The sequence below is a fragment of the Gemmatimonadales bacterium genome (genome assembly GCA_041390145.1).
Lineage (GTDB): Bacteria > Gemmatimonadota > Gemmatimonadetes > Gemmatimonadales > GWC2-71-9 > SPDF01.
In genome coordinates, this window is record JAWKQM010000002.1 from 34968 (window position 1) to 51002 (window position 16035).

Annotated in this window: 12 protein-coding genes; 9 read left to right on the plus strand and 3 right to left on the minus strand. The window is 69.4% G+C overall.

Going from position 1 to position 16035, the window contains the following annotated elements; genetic code table 11:
• Positions 1–12: 12 nt before the first annotated feature.
• Genes mfd through R2910_00205 form a run of 3 tightly spaced genes read right to left on the minus strand, consistent with a single transcriptional unit; the run spans position 13 to position 6019 of the window.
• On the minus strand, positions 13–3285 hold the full coding sequence (mfd, locus tag R2910_00195) for a transcription-repair coupling factor (protein ID MEZ4411387.1): 3273 nt from the start codon (positions 3283–3285) through the stop codon (positions 13–15).
• The gene (locus tag R2910_00200; protein ID MEZ4411388.1) at positions 3282–5066 is read right to left on the minus strand and encodes a BatA domain-containing protein; all 1785 of its coding nucleotides are present in this window, start codon (positions 5064–5066) and stop codon (positions 3282–3284) included. The genes mfd and R2910_00200 overlap by 4 nt, the downstream gene beginning before the upstream one ends.
• Complete coding sequence (locus R2910_00205; GenBank protein ID MEZ4411389.1) at positions 5063–6019, minus strand: DUF58 domain-containing protein; 957 nt, start codon at positions 6017–6019, stop codon at positions 5063–5065. Before R2910_00205 ends, R2910_00200 begins: the two co-directional genes overlap by 4 nt.
• A 611-nt stretch (positions 6020–6630) precedes the next feature.
• Between R2910_00205 and R2910_00210 the strand changes: the two genes are divergently transcribed.
• The 9 genes from R2910_00210 to R2910_00250 all read left to right on the plus strand — a co-directional run bounded on the left by R2910_00210 (position 6631) and on the right by R2910_00250 (position 16022).
• Complete coding sequence (locus R2910_00210; protein MEZ4411390.1) at positions 6631–8175, plus strand: M20/M25/M40 family metallo-hydrolase; 1545 nt, start codon at positions 6631–6633, stop codon at positions 8173–8175.
• 118 nt (positions 8176–8293) lie between these two features.
• Complete coding sequence (locus R2910_00215) at positions 8294–8653, plus strand: carboxymuconolactone decarboxylase family protein (protein MEZ4411391.1); 360 nt, start codon at positions 8294–8296, stop codon at positions 8651–8653.
• A gap of 25 nt (positions 8654–8678) precedes the next feature.
• A complete protein-coding gene (gene lepA / locus R2910_00220) occupies positions 8679–10478 on the plus strand; it encodes a translation elongation factor 4 (protein MEZ4411392.1) in 1800 nt (599 codons plus the stop codon).
• Between the two features lie 21 nt (positions 10479–10499).
• Positions 10500–11510, plus strand: coding sequence for a lipopolysaccharide heptosyltransferase II (gene waaF / locus R2910_00225; GenBank protein MEZ4411393.1), 1011 nt, complete (start codon positions 10500–10502; stop codon positions 11508–11510).
• A 1-nt stretch (position 11511) separates the two neighbouring features.
• On the plus strand, positions 11512–12483 hold the full coding sequence (locus R2910_00230; GenBank protein ID MEZ4411394.1) for an ROK family protein: 972 nt from the start codon (positions 11512–11514) through the stop codon (positions 12481–12483).
• 2 nt (positions 12484–12485) lie between these two features.
• Positions 12486–13436 carry a PfkB family carbohydrate kinase gene (locus tag R2910_00235; protein MEZ4411395.1) on the plus strand — a complete coding sequence of 317 codons (951 nt, stop codon included), beginning with the start codon at positions 12486–12488 and terminating at the stop codon, positions 13434–13436.
• Entirely contained in the window at positions 13433–14335 is a 903-nt protein-coding gene (locus R2910_00240; protein MEZ4411396.1) for an ATP-binding protein, read from the plus strand. Before R2910_00235 ends, R2910_00240 begins: the two co-directional genes overlap by 4 nt.
• Positions 14332–14871 (plus strand): hypothetical protein, encoded by a 540-nt coding sequence (locus tag R2910_00245; GenBank protein ID MEZ4411397.1) that lies wholly within the window; start codon positions 14332–14334, stop codon positions 14869–14871. The genes R2910_00240 and R2910_00245 overlap by 4 nt, the downstream gene beginning before the upstream one ends.
• The gene (locus R2910_00250; protein ID MEZ4411398.1) at positions 14868–16022 is read left to right on the plus strand and encodes a PLP-dependent aspartate aminotransferase family protein; all 1155 of its coding nucleotides are present in this window, start codon (positions 14868–14870) and stop codon (positions 16020–16022) included. Before R2910_00245 ends, R2910_00250 begins: the two co-directional genes overlap by 4 nt.
• The last annotated feature ends 13 nt before the right edge of the window (positions 16023–16035 follow it).

A 16035-nucleotide genomic window follows, 5' to 3' on the forward strand; every position in this document is an offset into this window, starting at 1 on the left:
CATCACGAGCCCCTAGGCTCGCACCATTTCGAGCGCGCGCACCAGCGCGGGAAGCAATGCCTCACCGCCCAGGCGCGTCAGGCGCAACGACAGCGGGACGGTGCGGCGGACATCGGCGGCGAGCTGCACATCGTCCAGCGCCGCGGCCAGTCCGGCCATCCGGGGCGCCGTCCCCGCGCGGAAGGTCACGCGCGCCTCGTCGCCCCGCGCCACCACGTGCTGCAATCCGAGCCGGGCGCCGACCGCCCGCAGCCGGCTCAGAATGAGTAGCGTCTCCGCCTCGGGCGGGAGGGGTCCGAACCGCTCCCGTAATTCCGCGCCAAGCCCTTGAATGTCGCCAGATGACCCCGCGCGCGCCAGTCGGCGGTAGATGTCGAGCTTGGACTCGTCGTCGGCCACATAGCTGTCCGGGAGTCGGGCCGGCATGTCGAGCACCACCTCCGGGGGAACCGGGTCCTCCACCCCGCCCTTGCCGCGCAACGCCTGCACCGTTTCCTCGAGCCAGCGCATGTACAGGTCGAACCCCACGGCGTGGGCGTGGCCCGACTGCTCGGCGCCGAGCAGATTCCCCGCCCCGCGCAACTCCATGTCCTTGAGTGCGATGCGGTAACCGGCCCCAAGGTCGCTGTTGTGTTCCAGGACCTTCAGCCGCTCCTCGGCAATCAGGTCCACCTCGTCGGGCGCCAGCAGGTAGCAGTACGCCCGGCGGTGGCTCCGTCCGACGCGCCCCCTGAGCTGGTAGAGCTGGGCCAGGCCGAACCGGTGGGCGTCGTGCACCACCAGGGTATTCGCGTTCGGGACGTCGAGGCCGGACTCCACGATCATGGTGGAGACGAGGATGTCGAGTTCGCCCGCCACGAACTGCTTCATGACCTCCTCAAGCTGCTGGGCCGGCATCTGGCCGTGGGCCACCCCGACCCGTGCTCGCGGCGCGAGCGAGCGGACCCGCGCGGCGTAGGTATCGATCGTGTCGATCCGATTGTGGACCATGAACACCTGCCCGCCGCGGTCGAGCTCCCGGGCAAACGCCTCCTCGAGGAGGGCGTCGTCCCAGGGCTCGACAAAGGTCAGGATCGGCGAACGGTCCCGCGGGGGCGTCTCGATCAGCGTGAGGTCGCGCATCCCGGACAGCGAGAGATGCAGTGTCCGGGGAATCGGGGTCGCGGTCATCGTCAGCACGTCCACGGCCAGCCGGAGCGCCTTGATCCGCTCCTTGTGCTTGACGCCGAAGCGGTGCTCCTCGTCCACCACCAGCAGCCCGATGTCCTTGAACGTCACGTCGGGAGAGAGGAGGCGGTGGGTCCCGATGACCACGTCCGTCTCGCCGGAGGCCAGACGGCCGAGGGCCGCCTTCTGGTCCTTGGTGCTCCGGAAGCGCGAAAGCACCTCGACCTTGACCGGGAAGTCCGCCATCCGTTCGGTGAACGTCCGCCCATGCTGTTCGGCCAGGATGGTGGTGGGCACCAGCACCGCCACCTGCTTGCCGCCCTGCACCGCCTTGAACGCCGCCCGAACCGCGACCTCCGTCTTGCCATATCCCACATCGCCGACGAGCAGCCGGTCCATCGGCACTGGCCGCTCCATGTCGCGGCGCACCTCCTCGACCGCCTTGGCCTGGTCGGGCGTGTCTTCGTAGAGGAAGCTCGCCTCGAGTTCGCGCTGCCACTTGGTGTCGGGTGGGAAGGCGTACCCGGCCTGCACCGTCCGCCGCGCGTAGAGATCGAGGAGCTCCGCGGCCATCTGCCGGATCGCCTGTCGCGTCTTCTCGCGGGTGCGCTTCCAGACCGGCCCGCCGAGTCGGTGCAGCTTCGGGGGGGGGCGGTCCCCGTCCTCACCGGCCGAGCGGTAGCGTTCCAGCTGGTCGAGCCGGTAAAGCGGGACGTTGAGACGGTCGCCCCCCTCGTACTCCACCACCGCGACTTCGAGAAGACCGCCGCCGACGGTGATCGTGTCGATGCCGCGGTAGATGCCGATGCCGTGGTCGAGATGGACGACGTAGTCGCCGGCGGCGAGCGCGCCGGTGGCGGCGGTGGGAGCGGCCTGTCGATAGCGGCGTGGCCGGCGCAGCCGACGGGCGCGGCGGAAGATCTCGTGATCGGTGAGGACCCGGAGCGAAGGAAGCACGAATCCGCCGTCCAGCGCCCCCACCGCCATCGTGGCGTGCGGTCCCCGGTGTCCCTCGCTCAACAGTTCTTCGAGCCGCTCCAGCTGCCCCTCGTTGTCACAGAGCAAGAGGGTCGGCTGCCCACCCGCCAGGAGAGCCCGCAGCCGCGGAATTTCCCGGTCGACCCGTTCCGGCGGCAGGAACCCCATCTGCAGATCGACAGGGTCGCCGCGCAGGAGGACCCGTGCAAAAGCATCACGTCGCTCCCGCCACCGTTCCGGCGATTCGTAGAGATCGCCCCGCCCCGGCACGTCCTCCCCCATGCGTCGGGAAAGCTCAAGGTGGTGCTCCACCTCGGACCAGGCGCGCTCGACCTCGTCGGCGTCGGGCCCTTCCGCCTCCTCGATCAGCAGCGTATCGGCAGCCAGCAGTTCAAACAGGGAGCTGCGGGTCGGCGGGCGCCGGTCGTCTGCCGGGGCGCCCCTGGGCGCCCCGGCCACCGGCAGCACTGTGACCTCGTCGAGGTCCTCGAGGGAGCGCTGGCTCGTCAGGTCGAAGCCGCGGAGCGACGCCAGCCGGTCGCCCCACCACTCGCAACGGGCCGGCGTCGTCATGCCGAAGCCGTACACGTCCACGATGCCGCCGCGCACGCTGAATTCGGCGACTTCGGTGACCGTCGGGACGCGACGGTACCCCATCGACTCAAGCGCGGAAACGACGGCAGTGAGTCCCGGCGTGTCTGCGCGGCCCGGACCGAGGCGGAGCGTCGCCGCCCGGAGCCAGGCGGGCACACCGGTGCGTTCGGCGGAAGCGCGTGCGGTGGTGACAAGAATCCGGATGCGCCCCTCGACCAGCGCCTGCAGCGTTTCGACGCGCTCGCCCGCGATCTCGTGGTGCGGCTCTTCCTCGCCGAGGCCCTCCCGCTGCGGATAGAGCGCGGTCGCCGCATCGGTCAGCCGCTGGAGATCGCTGAGCCACCGCTCCGCCTCCGCGGGTGTTGTGGCCATGACGGTGAAGAGCCGGTCGGGGAATCGGCGCGCGAGCCAGGCCACGACGGCGGCTCCGCTGGAGCCGGGCAATCCGCCGAGGGCCAATCGGCCACCACGGCTCGGTAGGCGGCTCGCCAGTTCGAGCGCGCTCGGCGTCCGATCGAGGGTGTCGAGCAGGAGCGAGAGCGTCATGCCACCCGCCTCTGGAAGCTGGCGAGCCCCATCTCGACGAGTCCCAGCAGGAATGCCAGCCACAGGAGCGGCGCGCGCAATTGTCCTCGTGCGCCCGCCGCGAACGAGGCCTCCCCGACCCGGGCCAGCGGCACCAGGCGCGCCCCCGACCAGAGTGCCTCGATCTGCGAGCGCGGGGCGGTGGCCAAGTCGGACTCCCGCGGGTCGAGATTGACCGCCAGGGCGCCGAGCGTGTCGGGACCAGACTGCAGGAGGTAGATCCCCGCCGCAGGGGGACGCCAGGCCGCGCCCCCTTCCACCCGCCACACCCGCCCATCCTGGGTGACGCGATCCACGTCGTCGGGGAGCGGCACCGGAGCACCCGGCGTGCCGGTCAGCAGTGCCTGCTCACCGCGGACAAGTCGATTGGCCAGGGCGTCGATCAGCGGAACAAAGGCGGCCGAGGTGGGCAGTCCGGTCCAGCCCGGCTCCAGACGACTCCCGAGCAGCACCACGTCGCCGGCCCGGACGATCCAGGGCTCGCCCCCCACCGTGGCCTCGACGCCGCGTGCCGCGCCGCCGACGTAGGACAACGTGAGCCGACGGGCCACTCGGATGGCGGGCAACAGCGCGCCGCTGTCGCTCATCTGCTCGCGCACCACCGGTCCACCGAAGCGCCAGGGCACGCCGCGGCGCTCCAGCGCCCGGTTGAGCGACCCGAGTGCCGCAATGTCCGCCGGCGGCTCCACCACCGACGGCCCCGACCCCAACCAGCCGAGCGACACTTCGCTCCCGTCCAGCAGCCGCCCCCCATCGCGAAGCGTCGCGGCCGCCGCGGCGAGGTAGGCGTCCGACGGGTCCCACTGCGCCTTTGCGAGCGGGAGCACCCGCACCAGCGTGCTTCGATGGTCGTCCGCCCGGAACTCGTCGGGGTCGAGTGCGGCGGTGAGCGGCCACCATCCCGGAAGACTGGCCGGCAGCTGCACCTCGAGGGTCGTGCCGACCGACGCCAGCCGCGGCCGATCCGCCCGGTTCCCGAGTTGGACGACCATCGGCGAGCTCCGGCCTGAGTCGCCGACAAGCCGTACCCGGGCGCGATTGTCGCCGAGTGACCAGGGCTGCGGACCGGGGTCCAGCACGGCCACACCGAGGTTCGGCGGAGGGGTCACGTCGGGAACCCCGACCACGACCGGCAATGCAAGTTTGACCTCCGACACCGCACTGCGCTGCAGGTCGGAGAGCACCACGACCTCCACGGGCCTGTCCTCGTCGGCGAGGATGTCCCGGGCCTGGGCCAGGGCCAGCCCGAGATCGAGGCGCACTTCCGACGGGGCCAACGAATCGATCGTGGTCCGGAGCACGGCGGCAGAGTTGCGCCTGGCGACTCCGTCTGCCGTGAGGAGCCAGAGCGCATCCTCCGTCGTGGCCTTGGCGAGCACGGCGGCCGCCGCCCCGCGAAGCCGGTCGAGCATTGGCGTTCCGTCGGTGACGGCGCCGCTGCTCGGCGAATTGTCCACGATCAGAACCAGGGCGGCGGGGGCATGCCCCGAGAGGCCGTCGCGGGCGACGGTGGGACCCGCCGCGGCCAGCACGAGCGAGAGGATCAGCAGCGTCCGGACGAGGAGCAGGAGCCAATGCTGGAGCTTCAGCCGACGACGGTGATCGCGGGTCACCTGCTGGAGGTACCGGACGGCCGGGAATGCGACGGTTGGCGGTTGCCGCCGCGCCACGAGATGCAGGATCAGCGGCAGGGTGGAAAGCGGGAGCGCCCAGAGCCAGAGCGGACTCAGAAACCCGATCATGCCACACCACCGGGCCGAACCAGCGCCTCACGCAGCGCCCGGCCAAAGGGGAGGTCGGTCCGGATGGCATGGTAGCGGATCCCCTCGCGCCGGAGGGCAAGCCGCCATTCAGCGATCGCCTCGCCGACAGTCTTGCGATAGATCTCGGCCCAGTCCCGCGGACGGAGGACGACGGCGGCAGATGTCTCAGGATCCTCGAACCGGACTTCCGCCGGGCCGTCCAGTTCGAGTTCGCCGGGGTCGAGCACGTGGAGCACCAGCACCGAGTGGCCCCGGTGCCGGAGGAACTTCAGCGCATGGAGCGCCGGGGCGCGATCGAGGAGAAGGTCGGAGATGAACACCACGAGGCCGCGGCGGCGGAGGCGCTCCACCACGCCGTGGAGCGCCGGGGCGGCGGCGGTCATCCGCCCCGGCTCGAGGCCGCTGAGCGCCGTGGCGAGCCGCATCCAGTGCGCGCGGCTGACGCGGGGCGGGAGGGTCAGCCGGACGGTCTCGTCGAAGGCGACCAATCCGGTCGCGTCCCGCTGGCGGAGAAGCACGAGCGCGAGCGCCGCGCTGAGCCGCCGCGCATACTCGAACTTGGTGAGGCGGGACTCGGGGGCGCCGGACCAGTCCATCGAGCGACTGGTGTCGAGCACCAGCATGGCACGGAGGTTGGTTTCCTCCTCGAACTGCTTGACGTACAGCCGATCCTTGCGTCCCAGCAGCTTCCAGTCCACGTACCGGAGCTCGTCCCCGGGCTGGTACATCCGGTGTTCGGCAAATTCGACCGAGAATCCGCGGCGGGGCGATCGGTGGAGGCCGGCCAGGAACCCCTCCACCAGCCCTTCCGTGACGACCTCCAAGCCGCCGAGGCGGGAAACCTCGAAGGGGTCGAGCAGGTCGAGCCGGGCGGCGCCGTGCGTGGTGGCCATTCGGGCGGCAACGTACCGGGGAATGACGCGCGAAGTCAACGCGGACTCGGGCTGTACCCCTGAGGGGACATCGGCGGGACCTGCGGAAGGGTTGGATTGGGGCGCAACTGCTTGTAAGGGATGATATTATGAGTCGGTTGAAAGGTGGCACGAGCCCTGCGGGTTTCCACAGGTCTCGACGGGGTTGTCCTCCAGGAGGTTTCGTGCTGGTCCCATTGCTGGTCCTCTCGCTGTATGCAGTTCAGACTCCCGCGCCCACTCCGGCGCCGCAGCCGCCTCGTGCCGCGCCTGCCGCCAAGCAGAGGCAGGATCCAGCCAAGACGGCGCCCAAGAAGGCGCAACAGCCGGCCCCCAAGGCAGTTCCGAAGCAACAGCCAAAATCGGCCTCGCCCTCGAGGCCAGGGCAGGCATCACCACAGCGCCCCTCCACGGGCAGCACCCCAAAGGCCCGACCGGCGCCGCCCCGGGCCAGCCCGAGCCAACCCCGCTCGCCTCCGAAGGCAACGGGGGAACCGAAGCTGAAACGTCGCAAGCCCTGAAACTCCAAAGCCCCTCGGGCCGTAGCGAGACCGGGCCCGGCATGCGTAGGTTGCCTGCCGGGCCGTCCTGTATCCCCGACTGACTGACTCACCTATCGAATGAGACTACGCATGCGATACCTGCTCACGCTCTCCCTCTTTGCCGCCGTCCCACTCGCCGCCCAGGCGCCTGCCACCGTCGTGCCGCCGCCGAGTGCGGCGGTGAAGAAGGCGGCCGCCACCATCACGGCAGCCGACGTGGCCAAGCGGATCAACATCATTGCAGACGACTCAATGATGGGACGCGACACGCCGAGCCCAGGGCTCGAAATGACGGCGCAGTACGTGGCCGATCAGTTCAAGTCGTTCGGACTCAAGCCGGGCGGGGAGAAGGGCACCTGGTTCCAGCGGTATGAGATCCTGCAGACGCAGTTCGACCCGGCCGCCTCCCATGTCGGCTTCATGGCGGGCGGGAAGCACATGCACGCCGATTTCAGCACTGATGCGCGATTCCTGTTCGGCACCCCCCCGACGAAGGAAATCGGTGGACCGGTCGTCGTCCTTGGCGGCTCTCCGAATGCCGACGTGCTGAAGGACATGGACGCCAGTGGCAAGGTGATCCTGCTGGTGCTGGACTACAGCAAGGGCCAGGTGGCGGGCGGCTGGAACCGGATGTTCGGCGCCGTGCTCGGCATGAATCCGCTCGGCGTCGTCATCCTGTCGAACCGCGACTCCGCGAACTGGGCGAACCGGATCAGTGCCCCGTACCGCAAGGGGGTGCGGCTCGGGGGTGACGCCGGCCGCGCGCCGATCGTCGATGTCAACGATGCGGCGTTTGCGGAGATCCTCATGGCCGGCGGCGTGGACGTCGCCAAGATCCGCGCCGACACCAGCATGGTGGCCATGGTGGATCCGGGCCTGAAGGTGATGCTCGACCTGAAGGAGACCGTGCTCAACAAGACCACCGCGCCCAACACCATCGGCATCCTGGAAGGCACCGACCCGACGCTCAAGCATGAGTACCTCGTGTACTCGGGCCACATGGATCACGTCGGGATTTCGTCCGGCAAGGCCGACAGCATCAACAACGGCGCCGACGACGACGCCTCCGGCACCGTCGGCGTGATGGAACTCGCCGAGGCGTTCAGCCGGCCGGGCGCCCGGACCAAGCGCTCCATCCTGTTCATCACGGTGAGCGGCGAGGAGAAGGGGCTCTGGGGCAGCAACTACTTTACCGAGAACCCGACGGTGCCCATCAAGGACATGGTGGCGGACATCAACATCGACATGATCGGTCGCAACTGGCCCGACACGATCGTGGCCATCGGCCGCGAGCACTCCGACCTGGGGCAGACGCTGGAAGCGGTCAACGCCCAGCATCCGGAGCTCGGGATGACCGCCATCGACGACAAGTGGCCCGAGGAGAACTTCTACGGCCGCTCCGACCACTTCAACTTCGCCAAGAATGGCGTGCCGATCCTGTTCTTCTTCAACGGGGTCCACGAAGACTACCACCAGCCCTCCGACTCCCCGGACAAGATCAACGCCGACAAGGAGTCCCGGATCCTGCAGCTGCTCTTCTACCTCGGACAGGCGGTGGCCAACAATCCGCAGCGTCCGCAGTGGAACCCGGAGAGCTACGCCAAGATCGTCCAGCCGCCGAAGCCGGCGTCGTAAGCGTCGGCCGACCCGCTCGACGCACACCAGACGATTACAATTCAGGGGGCCCCTTGGGGCCCCCTGAACTGCTTTCGGCCCTTCCGCCCCGCTGCCACCCTGCCAACTGGGATGCCCCATGCCTGACGCCGCCCCCGGTTCCCTCGCCGAGTTCCGCGCCTTTCGCGAGCAGATGAACGCGACGATCCTCAACGCCGGCAACCTGACCATCAACCGCTTCTTCGCGCTCGACGGGCGGGCCTACGAGGCCGGCGCCCTGGGCGTCAAGACCAAGGAGATGCTCGGCCTGGTGTCGAGCATGGTCCTCCGCTGCGACGACTGCATCACCTACCACATCGTCCGCTGCCGGGAGGAAGGGGTCACCCAGGCGGAGTTCCTGGAGATCTTCAGCGTGGCGCTGATCGTCGGGGGAAGTATCGTCGTTCCGCACTTGCGGCGGGCCATGTCGCGACTGGAGGAACTGGCCGGCTCAGCCTGACCGGGGCTCCGTTATATTTGCGCCCATGTCTCAAGCCCGCATCCGCAACTTCTGCATCGTGGCGCACATCGACCACGGCAAGTCCACCCTGGCCGACCGCCTCATCGAAACGACGGGGGCCGTCCAGAAGCGGCAAATGCGGAGCCAGCTGCTCGATACGATGGACCTCGAGCGGGAACGGGGCATCACCATCAAGCTGAACGCGGTGCGGATGGCCTACACCGCGCGCGACGGTGTCGAGTACGAGCTCAACCTGATCGACACCCCCGGACACGTGGACTTCACCTACGAGGTGTCACGGTCCCTGGCCGCCTGCGAGGGCGCCATCCTCGTGGTCGACGCCTCGCAGGGCATCCAGGCCCAGACGCTGAGCAATCTCTTCCTGGCGCTCGACGCAGGCCTCGAGATCATTCCCGTGCTCAACAAGATCGACCTCCCCGGCGCCGAACCGGAGAAGCGGGCCCAGGAAATCATCGACCTGATCGGTGCCCGGCGGGAGGAGATCCTCAGCGTCTCGGCCAAAGAGGGCACCGGCGTGCCTGAGCTGCTCGAGGAGATCGTCGCAAAGGTCCCGCCGCCGCGCGGCCGGGAGGACGCGCCGCTTCGGGCGCTCATCTTCGACTCCTACTACGACCGATACCGGGGCGCCGTGCCCAGCATCCGGGTGGTCGACGGGACGGTGCGCAAGGGCATGACCATCGCGTTCGGCTCGCACCCCGTGGACGAGTATCGCGTCGAGGAAGTCGGCTACCTGCAGCTCGGCCAGCGGGAGGCCCCGGCCCTCGAGGCCGGCGAGGTGGGATACATCGTGGCGAGCCTGCGGGACGTCCGCGATGCGCGTGTCGGGGACACGATCCTCGACGCCGAGACGCCGACGACCGAGCTGCTCCCCGGCTACCGCATCGTGAAGTCGATGGTCTTCGCGGGGGTCTATCCGACCGACTCGGATCAGTACGAGAACCTGCGCGACGCCCTCGAAAAGCTGCGGATGAACGACGCCTCGCTGAATTACGAGCCCGAGGTGTCCACCGCGCTCGGGTTCGGATTCCGGTGCGGCTTCCTGGGGCTGCTGCACCTCGAAATCGTGCAGGAACGGCTCCAGCGGGAGTTCAACCTCGACCTGATCACGACGGTGCCGACCGTCGAGTACCACGTTTACACCACCGACGGCGCCATGACGGTCCTGTCGAATCCCACGAATCTTCCCGACCCGGCGTCCATCGACCGGATCGACGAGCCCTACGTGAAGGCGCGGATCATGGCGCCGTCGGACTACATCGGCGCCATCATGAAGCTCGGGCAGGACCGACGTGGCATCTACAATGGCATGCACTATCTCGACACGACGCGCGTGGAGTTCGACTTTGAGTTTCCCCTCGGGGAAATCGTCCTCGACTTCTACGACCGGCTCAAGTCGATCAGCCGCGGCTACGCCTCGCTCGACTACGAGATGTCCGACTTCCGGCAATCCGACCTGGTGAAGCTGGACCTTCTGCTCAATGGCGACCAGATCGACGCATTCAGCGTCATCATCCATCGGGACAAGGCCTACGAGTTCGGCCGGAAGATGGCGGAGAAGCTCAAGGAACTGATTCCGCGCCAGCTGTACGCCGTGGCCATCCAGGCCGCGATCGGACAGAAGGTCATTGCCCGCGAGTCGATCAGCGCGTTCCGGAAGGACGTGCTCGCCAAGTGCTACGGCGGCGACATCACGCGAAAGCGCAAGCTTCTCGAGAAGCAGAAGGAAGGCAAGAAGCGGATGAAACAGATTGGCGCGGTGGAAATTCCCCAGGAAGCGTTCCTGGCCGTGCTGAAGGTCGACTAGCCCTCTCACCCAGCGATGCCCATGCGCCCCGGCCCCATGCTCGTCATCCAGACCGCCTTCCTTGGCGACGTCGTCCTCACCACGCCACTGCTGTCGCGGCTCGCGGCGCGGTTCGGACCGGTGGACGTCGTGACCACGCCCGCCGCCGCCGAGCTGCTGGAAACGCACCCCGCCGTCCGGCAGGTGATCCGCTACGACAAGCGCGGCACCGACAGCGGGCTTGGCGGCTTCCGCCGCCTTGCCGAGCGGCTGGCCGCCACACGCTACGCCGGCGTGTTCCTCCCCCACCGCTCATGGCGGTCGGCGGCCCTGGCCGCGTGTGCGCACATCCCCGACCGGATCGGGTTCGACGACAGCCCCGCCGCCATGCTCTACACCGAGCGGGTGCCACGCCCCCGCGGGGGCCACGAGAGCGCCCGCCTCCTGGCCCTCGCCGACGGCGGACGCCACGAAGGGGCGGTGCCGGCGGTCGGCCTGACCCTGACCGACGCCGATCGGGCAGCCGCCGACGCCTGGCTCAAGGAACGGAAGATCGCCGGGCCCTTCGTGGCGGTGGCACCCGGGTCGATCTGGGGCACCAAGCGGTGGCCGGGATACGCGGAGCTCGTTGCCCGGCTGAAGCAGCCGGTCGTGGTGCTCGGCAGCGCCGCGGACAGCGCGCTCGCCGACGAGGTCGCCGCGGCGGGTGCCGGCCGCGCGCATTCTGCCGCCGGGGCTCTCTCGCTCCGTGAGTCGGCCGCCGTCATCGCCCGCGCAAACCTCCTCGTGACCAACGACTCCGCACCCCTCCACCTGGCCACCGGTGTGGGCACGCCGGTCGTGGCGGTGTTCGGCCCGACCACGCCGGCGCAGGGGTTCGGCCCAATCGGTGCTGGCAGCCGTGTCGTGGAGGAGAAGGGACTCTGGTGCCGCCCCTGCTCGCCGCACGGGCCCGCCACCTGCCCGCTCGGCCACCACACCTGTATGCAGGCCATCGGCGTGGAGCGTGTCCTGGCCGCCGTCGCGTCCGCCTCGGCCGCCGGCGCGCACTGACATGGAATACATCCTCGGCATCGACGTGGGCGGCACGAACCTCGTCGCCGGCTGCGTCTCCAGCGACGGCTCGCGTCTCGAGGGGCTGTTGAGCGAGCCGACCCGCGCCGAGGAAGGGGCCGATGGCGTGGTAGGGCGCATCCTGGCCCTGGGCCAGCGCTCCCGGGAGGCGCTCGCCGCCGCCGTGCCCGGGGCCAGCGTGTCGGGCGTCGGGATCGGCTCACCCGGCCCCCTCGACACCCAACGGGGGATCGTGCTCCTGACGCCGAATCTCGGGTGGGTGGACTTCCCGCTGCGCGACAGGGTGGCGGACGGACTCAACCTGCCCGCGTCGCTGGACAACGACGCCAACTGCGCCGTGCTCGGCGAGCACTGGCGCGGTGCCGCCCGCGGGACGAGCCAGGCCATCGGCATCACGATCGGTACCGGAATCGGCGGCGGGATCATCCTCGACGGCCAGCTCTACCACGGCGCGTCCGATTGCGCCGGGGAAATCGGGCACACGACCATCGAGATGAACGGCCGCCGCTGCGCGTGCGGGAACTACGGCTGTCTCGAGGCCTACGCGTCGGGTCCTGCCATCGCACGGCGCGCCGTGGAGGCGGTCGAGCGCGGCGCCGAGAGCTCGCTTCGGGCGCTGTTGGACACCGATCCCGCGTCCATCACGGCGCAGGTGGTGTACGAGGCGGCCGAGGCAGGCGACAGCCTGGCCCGTGAGGTGGTGCAGGACACCGCACGAATCCTCGGCGCGGCTATTGCCAACCTGGTGAACGTCTTCAATCCCGAAGTCGTGGTGGTCTGCGGTGGCGTCACCCTGGCCGGTGAAAGCCTTTTTGCCCCCCTGCGTCGCGAAGTGACCCGCCGCGCCTTCCGTCCTGCGGTGGAAGTCTGCCGGATCGTGCCCGGCGCACTGACGGGATCCGCCGGCGTCTATGGCGCGGCTCGTTCGTTTCTCGACAGCTGCGCCAGGTGACCATGCGCCGCGTCGGCGTCATCGGGACGATGGTCTGGGACATGATTCACGGGCGGGACCCGGTCGGGCCGCCCACCGAGGAATGGGGCGGCATTGCCTACGCGTTGTCCGGCATGGACGCCGCGCTGGACGACGGTTGGGAAATCGTGCCCCTGATCCGTGTGGGACGGGATCTGGCACCGCAGGCGGCCGAGTTCCTCCGTGGACTCTCCCGGCTCGCGCCGGGGGCGCGCTGCATCGAGGTGCCGGCGCCCAACAACCGGGTGGTGCTGCGGTACCAGTCGGCGGAGCGCCGCTGTGAACGGATGCAGGGCGGCGTGCCAGGATGGACCTGGCCGGAACTCGGCCCGCTGGTGGGCGATCTCGACGCCCTGTACGTCAACTTCATTTCCGGTTTCGAGATGTGCCTCGGCACCGCCCAGGCATTGCGGCAGGGCTTCCAAGGCCCCATCTATGCGGATCTCCACAGCCTCTTCCTCGGGATGCAGCGCGACGGCATGCGAACGCTCCAGCCCCTTCCCGACGCCCCCTCCTGGTTCGGGTGCTTCGATGCGATCCAGGTCAACGAGGATGAAATGCACCAGCTCTCCCCCGACCCGATGGGACTCTCCGCCGCCGCACTGGGCGCGGGGGTGTCGCTGCTGCTGGTGACGCTCGGGTCGCGCGGCACCGCCTACGTGGCGGCCCCGGGGTTTGACGGATGGAATCGCGGCGCCGCGGCGACCGCCGGCCTGCCGGTCCGCACGGCGCTGGTGGCCGCCCCCGCGGTCGACGCGCTCGATCCGACCGGCTGCGGCGACGTCTTCGGGGCGGCGTGCGCCGCCCGGCTGCTCGCCGGGGTGCCGGTGCCCGACGCCATTCGGGACGCCAATGCCCTCGCCGCGCGCAATGCAGCCTACCGGGGTGCTGCGGGGCTCGTGCGGCACCTCCGCGGGGAACTGGTGGCGCCATGACGCGCATCGCCGAGGTGCCCGCCTACTTCGACGACAAGTCGTTCGACCACTTCGCGCAGGGGTTCGGCGCCTGGCCGCCCGACGAACGGATGCTCTTCGATGCCCGGGCCGCCACCTGGGCCTCACCCTACGGCCTGATCGGCATGCTCACCGCCGCCCAGGCCCTGCGGGAAGCCCACTGCGAGAAACCCCTCTTTACCGTGCCCGCCAGCGATGACGTGCGCCGGTACTGGGCCCGGACCGGGTTCTTCCGGCACGCCGCCGACCTCTTCGAGATCCACGGGAAGGTGCCCCGGGTCGCCGCGAGCGAGGACTCCGACCACCTGCTCGACATTACGCCAGTCGGGGCGTCTGAGGATGTGCATCAGGTGGTAGGCCGCATCCAGGAACGGGCGGCCCGGATGCTGAGCAACGAGCTCGGGCTCGAGGCGAAGGCCACGATGGGTTTCGCAATGGCGCTTTCGGAGGCGTGTCAGAATATTGTAGAGCACGCCGGGACCTCCGGGTGGGTGGCCGTCCACCTGTATAACTTCCGGAAGCGGCTCGGGCGGCGCGTGATCGTCATCGCGGTCAGCGACGCGGGGCTCGGCTTCCGCCGTTCGCTGGAGGCCACCCAGGCCAAGCGATTTGGCGACCGCTGGGGCGACGCGGCCGCGCTTGAGGCGGCGCTGATCCAGGGCGTCAGCCGCTTCCGTGATCCGGGCCGGGGCCAGGGCCTCGCCGGGATCAAGCGCTATCTCAGTCGGTGGGACGGGAAAATTTCCATCAGGAGCGGGACCGCCCGGCTGTCGATCGTCCCGCCCTGGGACGACGATGTTCCCCTCGCGGAGAACCTCCCGTTCTTCCCCGGCTCCCAGGTGCAGGTGGTCATCCCGGCCCAGGAAGGAGGCGCCCGGTGATCCAGACGATTCCGCTCGGCCGCGTCCTCAGGGAGACGGTCGCTACGCCGTATTGCGACCTTGTCACCCGCCCCACCGGCGCCGCCGTGCGGGGCTGGATCCAGAAGGCGATCGCGGGGTCCAGCGCCCCGATGACCATGCTCGATTTCACCGAGGTCGGCCTCCTCGACTTCAGCTGCGCCGACGAGATCGTGGCCAAACTGCTCCTCGACACCGACCCCGGCACCGACCACTACGTGATGCTGCTCGGCACGCGGGAAGACCACACCGAGGCGATTGACCACGTCCTCAACCACCACGCGCTCGCCATCGCGGTCATCACCGGCCCCGATGAGCCGCCGCAGCTCCTCGGCCGGGTGACCCCCGAACTCCAGCGGGTGTTCCACTGCGTCTTCCGGACAGGCGCCGGTGACGCCGGCAGCATCGCGGACAGCCTCGGGTGGACGCTTGAGCGGGCCGCCGACGCCTTGCTGACCCTGTCCCTGCTGCGTCTCCTGCGCGCAGAGGCCGGCACCTTCCACCCCCTCCCCCAATGACCCCACCGCGCCCCGGCCCCTCGACGCTGTCTGTCCACGGCATTCCCCATCGCCGCGCCGACTGGACCCCGGTGGTCAATCCGGTGGTCCAGAGCACCACGTTCGTGAATCCGGTTGGCTCCAGTGAAGAGGTGCTGTACACCCGGTACGGCAACAACCCGAACCAGGTCGACCTCGCCCGCAAGTACGCCCTCCTCGAGGGCGCGGATGCGGCGGTGTTCCTCTCCAGCGGGATGGGGGCCACCGCGCTGGCCCACCTCGCCGTGCTGCGTCCCGGCGACCACCTCGTGGCCAGCGAGTGGATCTACGGCGGCACCCGTCGTCTCTTTGACGACGAACTCGGCCGCTTCGGCATCGAGGTCTCCTACGTCGACCCGACGCAGCATCGCCTGTGGCGCAAGTCGGTACGCAAGTCGACTCGCGCGATCTTCGTCGAGACCCCGACCAATCCCACGCTTCGCATCATCGACCTCGCCCCGATTGCCCAGGTCACGAAGGAGTTCGGGCTGGCCTTGCTGGTGGATGGCACCTTCGCCAGCCCCATCAACCTGCGGCCCATCGAGCACGGTGCCGACGTCGTCATCAGCAGCGCGACGAAGTACCTGAACGGCCACAGCGATGTGATCGCCGGGGCGGTGGCCGGGTCGGCCTCGTTTATCGAGGAGGTCACCCGCCTGATGCGGCTCTGGGGGCAATCGATCGACCCGCACGCCGCCTGGCTGGTGGAGCGCGGGCTCCGGACGCTGGCGGTCCGGATGGAGCGGCACAACACCAACGGGATGGCGGTGGCGGAGTGGGCCGCGGCACAGCCGGAATTCTCGGCGGTGCACTACCCGGGGCTGCCGGCCCACCCCGACCATGCCTATGCCAGGGAGATGCTGCACGGCTTCGGCGGGATGGTCGGATTGCAGCTGGTCGGGGGGGCACGCGCCTCGGAGCGCTTCCTCAAGAAGCTGAAGCTCGTGGCGCACGCGCCGAGTCTCGCCGGAGTCGAGAGCCTGATCTCCGAGCCGAGGCTGACGTCGCACAAGGGGCTCTCGGCAGAGGATCGGACGCGGATCGGCATCCCGGACGGGTTCCTTCGGCTGAGCTGCGGCATCGAGGACGCCGCGGATATCATCGGCGATCTGGAGCAGGCCTTGGGGAGGTAGTTATCTTCCAGCC

What these genes read in the sequence shown, in the direction of transcription:
- R2910_00250 (MEZ4411398.1), top strand. Translation starts at nt 14,868, where the DNA reads ATGACCCCACCGCGCCCCGGCCCCTCGACGCTGTCTGTCCACGGCATT.
- R2910_00235 (MEZ4411395.1), top strand. Translation starts at nt 12,486, where the DNA reads ATGCGCCGCGTCGGCGTCATCGGGACGATGGTCTGGGACATGATTCAC.
- lepA (MEZ4411392.1), top strand. Translation starts at nt 8,679, where the DNA reads ATGTCTCAAGCCCGCATCCGCAACTTCTGCATCGTGGCGCACATCGAC.
- R2910_00215 (MEZ4411391.1), top strand. Translation starts at nt 8,294, where the DNA reads ATGCCTGACGCCGCCCCCGGTTCCCTCGCCGAGTTCCGCGCCTTTCGC.
- mfd (MEZ4411387.1), bottom strand. Translation starts at nt 3,285, where the DNA reads ATGACGCTCTCGCTCCTGCTCGACACCCTCGATCGGACGCCGAGCGCG.
- R2910_00240 (MEZ4411396.1), top strand. Translation starts at nt 13,433, where the DNA reads ATGACGCGCATCGCCGAGGTGCCCGCCTACTTCGACGACAAGTCGTTC.
- waaF (MEZ4411393.1), top strand. Translation starts at nt 10,500, where the DNA reads ATGCGCCCCGGCCCCATGCTCGTCATCCAGACCGCCTTCCTTGGCGAC.
- R2910_00210 (MEZ4411390.1), top strand. Translation starts at nt 6,631, where the DNA reads ATGCGATACCTGCTCACGCTCTCCCTCTTTGCCGCCGTCCCACTCGCC.
- R2910_00200 (MEZ4411388.1), bottom strand. Translation starts at nt 5,066, where the DNA reads ATGATCGGGTTTCTGAGTCCGCTCTGGCTCTGGGCGCTCCCGCTTTCC.
- R2910_00230 (MEZ4411394.1), top strand. Translation starts at nt 11,512, where the DNA reads ATGGAATACATCCTCGGCATCGACGTGGGCGGCACGAACCTCGTCGCC.